This is a genomic window from Pseudomonas sp. G5(2012) (assembly GCF_000408945.1).
GTDB lineage: Bacteria > Pseudomonadota > Gammaproteobacteria > Pseudomonadales > Pseudomonadaceae > Aquipseudomonas > Aquipseudomonas umsongensis.
On record NZ_APIO01000066.1, the window covers coordinates 40554 to 47244 of the forward strand.

Genomic DNA, 6691 nt, shown 5'->3' on the forward strand with positions numbered 1-6691 from the left:
AAAATCAAACCAGTCGCTCAAACTCCGGCACGGCTTCGAACAAATCCGCCACCAGCCCGTAATCCGCCACCTGGAAGATCGGTGCTTCTTCGTCCTTGTTGATCGCCACGATCACTTTGGAGTCCTTCATCCCCGCCAAGTGCTGGATCGCGCCGGAAATACCGACGGCAATGTACAGCTGCGGCGCTACGATCTTGCCGGTCTGCCCGACCTGCATGTCGTTGGCGACAAAACCTGCGTCGACCGCCGCACGCGAAGCGCCGACACCTGCGCCGAGTTTGTCCGCCAGCGCGTACAGGTGCTTGAAGTTGTCACCGTTCTGCATACCACGCCCCCCCGAAACGATGACCTTGGCGGCGGTCAGCTCGGGGCGGTCGGATTTAGCCAGGGTTTCGCCAACGAAGCTGGAAGTGCCGGCGTCGTAAAGCGTGTCAACGACTTCGACGGTTGCCGAGCCGCCAACAGCGGCCACCGGATCGAAACCGGTAGCGCGCACGGTGATCACTTTCACCGAGGCGTTGGATTGCACGGTGGCAATGGCGTTACCGGCGTAGATGGGACGCTGGAAGGTGTCGGCGCTTTGCACGGCGATGATCTCGGAAATCTGGTCGACGTCCAGCGCGGCGGCAACCCGGGGCAGGACATTTTTGCCGTTGGACGTCGCCGGGGCCAGGACGTGGTTGTAGATCGAGCGCTGTTCCAGCACCAGCCCGGTCACCAGCGGCGCAACGTTCTCAGGCAGTTGATGGGCGTACGCAACGTTGTCGGCCAGCAAAACCTTGGCCACACCCACGATGCTTGCGGCGGCTTCAGCCACCGCAGCCACGCCGGCACCTGCCACCAACACGTGCACCTCACCACCGATTTTGGCAGCGGCAGCCACGGTATTCAGTGTGGCCGCAGCCACTGTGTGGTTGTCGTGTTCAGCAATTACCAAAATAGTCATCAGATCACCTTCGCTTCGTTTTTCAGTTTCTCGACCAGTTCTGCCACCGACTTGACCTTGATTCCCGCGCTGCGTGCCGCCGGGGCCTCGACTTTCAGGGTCTTGTTGGTGGAGACAGTGGAAACGCCCAAAGCGTCGGGAGTCAGCGTCTCGAGAGGCTTCTTCTTGGCTTTCATGATATTGGGCAGGGACGCGTAGCGCGGCTCGTTCAAACGCAGGTCGGTGGTGACGATGGCCGGCAGCTTCAGGGAAACGGTCTGCGCGCCGCCGTCGATTTCACGGGTGACGGCTACGCTGTCGCCGCTGATTTCGACTTTGGAGGCGAACGTGCCCTGACCGTAGCCGCTCAATGCAGCAAGCATCTGGCCAGTCTGGTTGTTATCACTGTCGATCGCTTGCTTGCCGAGGATCACCAATTGCGGTTGTTCCTTGTCGACCACCGCCTTGAGCAGCCTGGCAACCGCCAGCGAACCCAGGTCATCTGCCGCTTCGACGAGAATGGCACGATCAGCACCCAGCGCCAGTGCGGTGCGCAACTGCTCCTGCGCACCCGAAGAACCCACGGTGACTACTACCACTTCGCTGGCGACCCCTTGTTCCTTGAGGCGAACCGCTTCTTCCACGGCGATTTCGCAGAAAGGGTTCATTGCCATTTTCACGTTGGAGAGGTCGACGCCACTACCGTCCGCCTTCACCCGGACTTTGACGTTGTAGTCGACCACTCGCTTTACTGCAGCCATTACTTTCATTGGAATTGTCGCCTGCATAAAGATTGGGTATTCGAAGCTTACCCAAAGGGCGACATGCCTTACCCTCCCTTGAATGGGTGGGTGATACGTCCGTACGCCCCCCTCCTTCGGCGTCGTTATCCTTGGTCAATCCGCTTGCACGGTCACCTGTCGCTGCTCGCCCAAGCCCGCGATGCCCAGGCGAATCGTCTGCCCCGCACGCAGGAACACCGGCTGCGGCTTGATGCCCAGCCCGACGCCCGGTGGCGTGCCCGTGGAAATCACATCGCCCGGTTGCAGGCTCATGCACCGACTCAGGTAGGCAATCAGTTGCGGCACATTGAAGATCAGCGTGCGCGTGTTGCCTTGCTGGTAGCGGTGGCCGTCAACCTCCAGCCACAGGTCCAGGGCATGAGGGTCGGCAATTTCATCCCGGGTGACCAGCCACGGGCCGAGCGGGCCGAACGTGTCGAAGCCTTTGCCCTTGTCCCAGGTACCGCCGCGCTCCAGTTGCCATTCACGCTCAGAGACATCGTTGATCACGCAGTAGCCGGCGACATGCTCCATGGCGTTGGCTTCATCGATGTATCGCCCGCCTTTGCCGATGACCACGCCAAGTTCCACCTCCCAATCAGTCTTGAGCGAGCCCCGCGGAATCTCAAGGTTGTCGTCCGGGCCGCAGATGGCACTGGTCCATTTGCCGAAGATGATTGGCTCCTTGGGCACTTCCATGTTCGACTCTGCCGCATGGTCGGCGTAGTTCAGCCCGATGCAGATAAACTTCCCGACTTGCCCCACACAAGCACCAATACGCGGCTGCCCGGCAACGATCGGCAGGCTGGCTGGATCGATCGCAGCAAGCGTTGCCAGGCTTTCAGGGCTCAGGACCTGCCCGGTGATATCCTGCACGTGGCCAGAGAGATCGCGGATTTGATTGTCGGCATCCAGCAGGCCCGGCTTCTCCGACCCCTTTTCGCCATAACGCAACAGTTTCATGTGGTTCTCCTGCTTGAACGCAATAGTGCAAAGCGGGTGTCAGATGCTCATGCCGCCATCGATGACATGCACACCGCCCGTGGTATAGGCAGACGCATCGCTGCCCAGGTACAAGGCCAACTGGGCGATCTCTTCGGCGCTGCCGATTCGTCCCATGGGCTGGCGGTCGAGGAATTGCCGGTAGACTTGCGCTTCGTCAACGCCTTGCTGCTCGGCCTGGACAGCGATGCGCTGGCGCAGCGACGGCGACTCCACGGTGCCCGGGCAAATCGCATTGCAGCGAATGCCCTGGCCAATGAAGTCAGCGGCAACGGCTTTGGTCAATCCCACCACGGCGGCCTTGCTGGCAGCATAGGCGAATCGGTTGGGCACGCCTTTGACGCTCGATACCACCGAAGACATGTTGATGATCGAACCGCCACCACGCTCCAGCATGCCAGGCAAGAACGTGCGGATCATCCGGTACATGGCGGTGACGTTGATGTCCATCGAACGCGCCCAGGACGCTTCGTCACATTCGAGAATGTTGCCACTGGCCACATAACCCGCGCAGTTGAAAAGTACGTCCAGTCCACCGATACGTTCACTGGTTTCGCCGATGGCACGGGCTGACGTCACGTCCAGGCTGAGGGCAGTGATGCCCTCGACGCCCGCCAACCCCTGGATATCGATGTCCGTGGCAAACACCTCGGCACCGGCCCTGGCAAAGGCCAGGGCGCTGGCCATGCCGATGCCTTGGCCTGCTGCCGTGATCAGCACGCGTTTGTCCTGCAGGTTCATGCCGTCTCCAGCTTCGCGGGAGTGATTGCGGTTTTGGCAGTCTTGCCGAGCATCGATGCGGGAATGGCCAGGATCAGCCCGCCGCTGACGAACAGGCACAGCGCCAATACATAGGTACCGTTGTTGATATTGCCGGTGAGGTTCTCCGCCACGGCAGTGATCATCGAACCGGTGAAGCCAGACAGATTGCCGAAGGCGTTGATCATGCCGATGCCGGCTGCCGCAGCGACACCCGACAGCACGGTTCCCGGGAGGGTCCAGAAAATCGGCATCAGGCTGAGAATCCCGGAAGCGGCGATACTGAGGAAGAACACCGACAGCACCAGGTTGTTCGCAAAGTAAGCGCTGAGGATCAGGCCGACGCCACCGATGAATGCCGGAATCGCCGCGTGCATGCGTCGCTCACCGGTGCGGTTGGAGTGGCGGGCGTTGAGCAGCATTGCCACGACTGCCACGGCATAGGGAATGGCGGTCAGCAAGCCAATGTGCAGGCTGTTGGTGATACCCGTGCTCTTGATGATCGAGGGCATCCAGAACGCCAGGCCGTAGAATCCGGTGTTGAAGGTCAGCAGGATCAGCACCAGCAGCCACACCCGCGGGTTGAAGAACACTTCGCTCAAGCGCGAGGCCTTGCCCTGGTTGTCGGTTTGCAGATTAGCCTTGAGCAAGGCTTTTTCCGCAGCCGACAGCCATTTGGCGGAGTCGATGTTATTGGCCAGGCAGACGATCACGACGAACGCCATGATTACCGAAGGAATGCCTTCGATGATCAGCATCCACTGCCAGCCGGACATACCATGCACACCTTGCATGCTGTTCATCAACCAACCGGAAAGGATACCGCCCAAGGTCAGGCTGATCGGCATGGCCATCAGGAATCCGGACATCACCCGGCTTTGCCGATGGGTCGGAAACCAGTAGTTGAGGTAGAGAATCACCCCGGGGAAGAAGCCGGCTTCACAGATCCCCAACAGGAAACGCAGCACGTAGAACATGGTGCTCGATTCGATATGGAAAAAACCCGCCAGCGGTACGGTGAAGGCTACGGCCATGGAGATCACGGCCCAGGTCAACATGATCCGCGCAATCCAGAAGCGTGCACCGTAGCGATGCAGCAACAGGTTGCTCGGCACTTCAAAGAGGAAGTAGCCCCAGAAGAACATACTGGCGCCCAAGGCATAGACGGTATTGCTGAATTGCAGCTCGTTGAGCATGTCGAGCTTGGCAAAGCCGATGTTGACCCGGTCCAGGTAGGCCGCCATATAGCACAGGAGCAGGACGGGCAGGATGCGCCAGATGACCTTGCGGTAGGTCCGGTCTTCAAAGTCGAGCTCGCCAGCGCTCGCCTGCGCAGGTATTTGCTCGGATATCGTTTGCATGAGGTAACCCCTGGGCATGTGGACATGCCTGATTGTTTTTATCGAATGGGTCAGGCCGAGCGAACCGTTCACTCGGCGATGGAACGATGACTAGAGTGCCGCTGTGGTTTTTTCTCCATTGACCAGGCGCGCAAGCCCCAATGGGTTGCGGTTCTGCAGGGCTTGCGGGAGCAAGGCATCAGGGAAGTTCTGATAGCACACCGGACGCAGGAAGCGATCGATGGCCAAAGTCCCTACCGACGTGCCACGGGCATCCGACGTCGCCGGCCAAGGGCCGCCGTGGACCATGGCCTCGCAGACTTCCACACCCGTTGGATAGCCATTGATCAGTACACGGCCGACTTTATGCTCAAGCAGCGCGACCAGGTCGGTAGATGCTTCAAGCTCCTCGAGCTCACCCACCAATGTCGCTGTCAACTGACCGCGCAACCCTTGCAAGGCCGCCAACAGCTCAGCTCGATCAGCGACTTCAACCACCACGGTGGCCGGGCCGAAGATTTCTTCCTGCAACAGTTCATTACCTGTCAGCAGCAGGCTGACATCGGCCTGGAACAACTGGGCACAAGCCTGGTTGCCCTGCTGCGCCTGGCCGGCCAGCCGGGTGATTTGCGGGTGCGCCAGCAACGCTTCGCAACCCTGCACATAACTGCGCAGGCCACCGGCATTGAGCAGGGTTTGCGGCGATTGATCGGCCAACAAAGCCGCGAGGGTCTGCACGAACCCGCTGAACGCCGCAGAGCGGATGCCGATGACCAGGCCGGGATTGGTGCAAAACTGCCCCGCCCCCATGACCACCGACGCCGCCAGTTCGCTGGCGATACGCTCGCCGCGAACCTGCAACGCTTGAGGCAACACCAATACCGGGTTGATGCTGCTCATCTCGGCGAACACCGGGATCGGCTGCGCACGTGCAGCCGCCATGTCGCACAGCGCCCTGCCGCCCTTGAGTGAACCGGTGAACCCGACGGCCTGTATCAGCGGATGCTTGACCAGCGCCTCGCCGACGCCAGCACCGAAGATCATGTTGAACACGCCCTTGGGCATGTCGGTCTGCTCGGCGGCTCGAATGATGGCTTCGGCCACCCGTTCGGCGGTCGCCATGTGCCCGCTGTGGGCCTTGAACACCACCGGGCAGCCCGCGGCAAGCGCAGCGGCGGTATCACCACCGGCGGTCGAGAATGCCAACGGAAAGTTACTCGCGCCGAACACCGCAACCGGGCCGACACCCAGGCGACACTGGCGTATATCGACACGCGGCAAGGGTTGACGTTCAGGCAGTGGCAGATCGATGCGCGCCCCGTAGAAGTCGCCGCGACGCAGGGTCTGGGCAAACAACCGCATCTGGCCGCTGGTACGCGAGCGTTCACCTTGGATGCGTGCCGACGGCAGGGCCGTCTCCTGGCAGACCAGGGCTACAAAATCATCACCCAGTGCATCCAGCTCGTTGGCAATCGCTTCAAGAAATTCGGCCCGGCGCGCGGCTGGCAAGTTACGGTAGATCGGATCTGCCGAAGCTGCGGCCCTGGCAGCGGCGTCCACTTCCTCGGCCGTGGCCTGGAAGAAGGCCGTGGGCAGCGCTTGCCCGGTCGTCGCGTCAACGCTGTGCAACACGACCGATCCGGCGGCACTGCGGCCACCGGCGATGAAATTGTGTCCGGACAGTTCGGGCATGACAGTCTCCTAACCCTGATTGGAAGCCAGGCGCTACTTTACTGTCGCGAATCGATTCATTCCCAATGGCATTTTCGGATTAACCGATAACGATCTGTTATCGAAAAAACCATCAATTCCATGATGCTGTTCACTTTAGGTAGGGGGCTGCGGGTCCCTTATTCGGGTTTGTATCCGTTGCTGCGGTAACG

Annotated in this window: 6 protein-coding genes; all 6 read right to left on the reverse strand. The window is 60.5% G+C overall.

Annotated elements, in window-relative coordinates; all coding sequences use genetic code 11:
- Positions 1-4 precede the first annotated feature (4 nt).
- Positions 5-946 (reverse strand): electron transfer flavoprotein subunit alpha/FixB family protein, encoded by a 942-nt coding sequence (locus tag PG5_RS21070; RefSeq protein ID WP_020799138.1) that lies wholly within the window; start codon positions 944-946, stop codon positions 5-7.
- On the reverse strand, positions 946-1695 hold the full coding sequence (locus tag PG5_RS21075; RefSeq protein WP_020799139.1) for an electron transfer flavoprotein subunit beta/FixA family protein: 750 nt from the start codon (positions 1693-1695) through the stop codon (positions 946-948). Before PG5_RS21075 ends, PG5_RS21070 begins: the two co-directional genes overlap by 1 nt.
- Before the next feature lie 126 nt (positions 1696-1821).
- A complete protein-coding gene (locus PG5_RS21080; RefSeq protein ID WP_020799140.1) occupies positions 1822-2670 on the reverse strand; it encodes an ureidoglycolate lyase in 849 nt (282 codons plus the stop codon).
- A 39-nt stretch (positions 2671-2709) separates the two neighbouring features.
- Positions 2710-3450, reverse strand: a complete 741-nt coding sequence (locus PG5_RS21085) for an SDR family oxidoreductase (protein WP_020799141.1) — start codon at positions 3448-3450, stop codon at positions 2710-2712.
- Positions 3447-4829, reverse strand: a complete 1383-nt coding sequence (locus tag PG5_RS21090; RefSeq protein WP_020799142.1) for an MFS transporter — start codon at positions 4827-4829, stop codon at positions 3447-3449. The genes PG5_RS21085 and PG5_RS21090 overlap by 4 nt, the downstream gene beginning before the upstream one ends.
- Positions 4830-4919: 90 nt before the next feature.
- A complete protein-coding gene (locus PG5_RS21095) occupies positions 4920-6500 on the reverse strand; it encodes an aldehyde dehydrogenase (NADP(+)) (RefSeq protein ID WP_020799143.1) in 1581 nt (526 codons plus the stop codon).
- Between the last annotated feature and the right edge of the window lie 191 nt (positions 6501-6691).

What these genes read in the sequence shown, in the direction of transcription:
- PG5_RS21090 (WP_020799142.1), bottom strand. Translation starts at nt 4,829, where the DNA reads ATGCAAACGATATCCGAGCAAATACCTGCGCAGGCGAGCGCTGGCGAG.
- PG5_RS21080 (WP_020799140.1), bottom strand. Translation starts at nt 2,670, where the DNA reads ATGAAACTGTTGCGTTATGGCGAAAAGGGGTCGGAGAAGCCGGGCCTG.
- PG5_RS21095 (WP_020799143.1), bottom strand. Translation starts at nt 6,500, where the DNA reads ATGCCCGAACTGTCCGGACACAATTTCATCGCCGGTGGCCGCAGTGCC.
- PG5_RS21085 (WP_020799141.1), bottom strand. Translation starts at nt 3,450, where the DNA reads ATGAACCTGCAGGACAAACGCGTGCTGATCACGGCAGCAGGCCAAGGC.
- PG5_RS21075 (WP_020799139.1), bottom strand. Translation starts at nt 1,695, where the DNA reads ATGAAAGTAATGGCTGCAGTAAAGCGAGTGGTCGACTACAACGTCAAA.
- PG5_RS21070 (WP_020799138.1), bottom strand. Translation starts at nt 946, where the DNA reads ATGACTATTTTGGTAATTGCTGAACACGACAACCACACAGTGGCTGCG.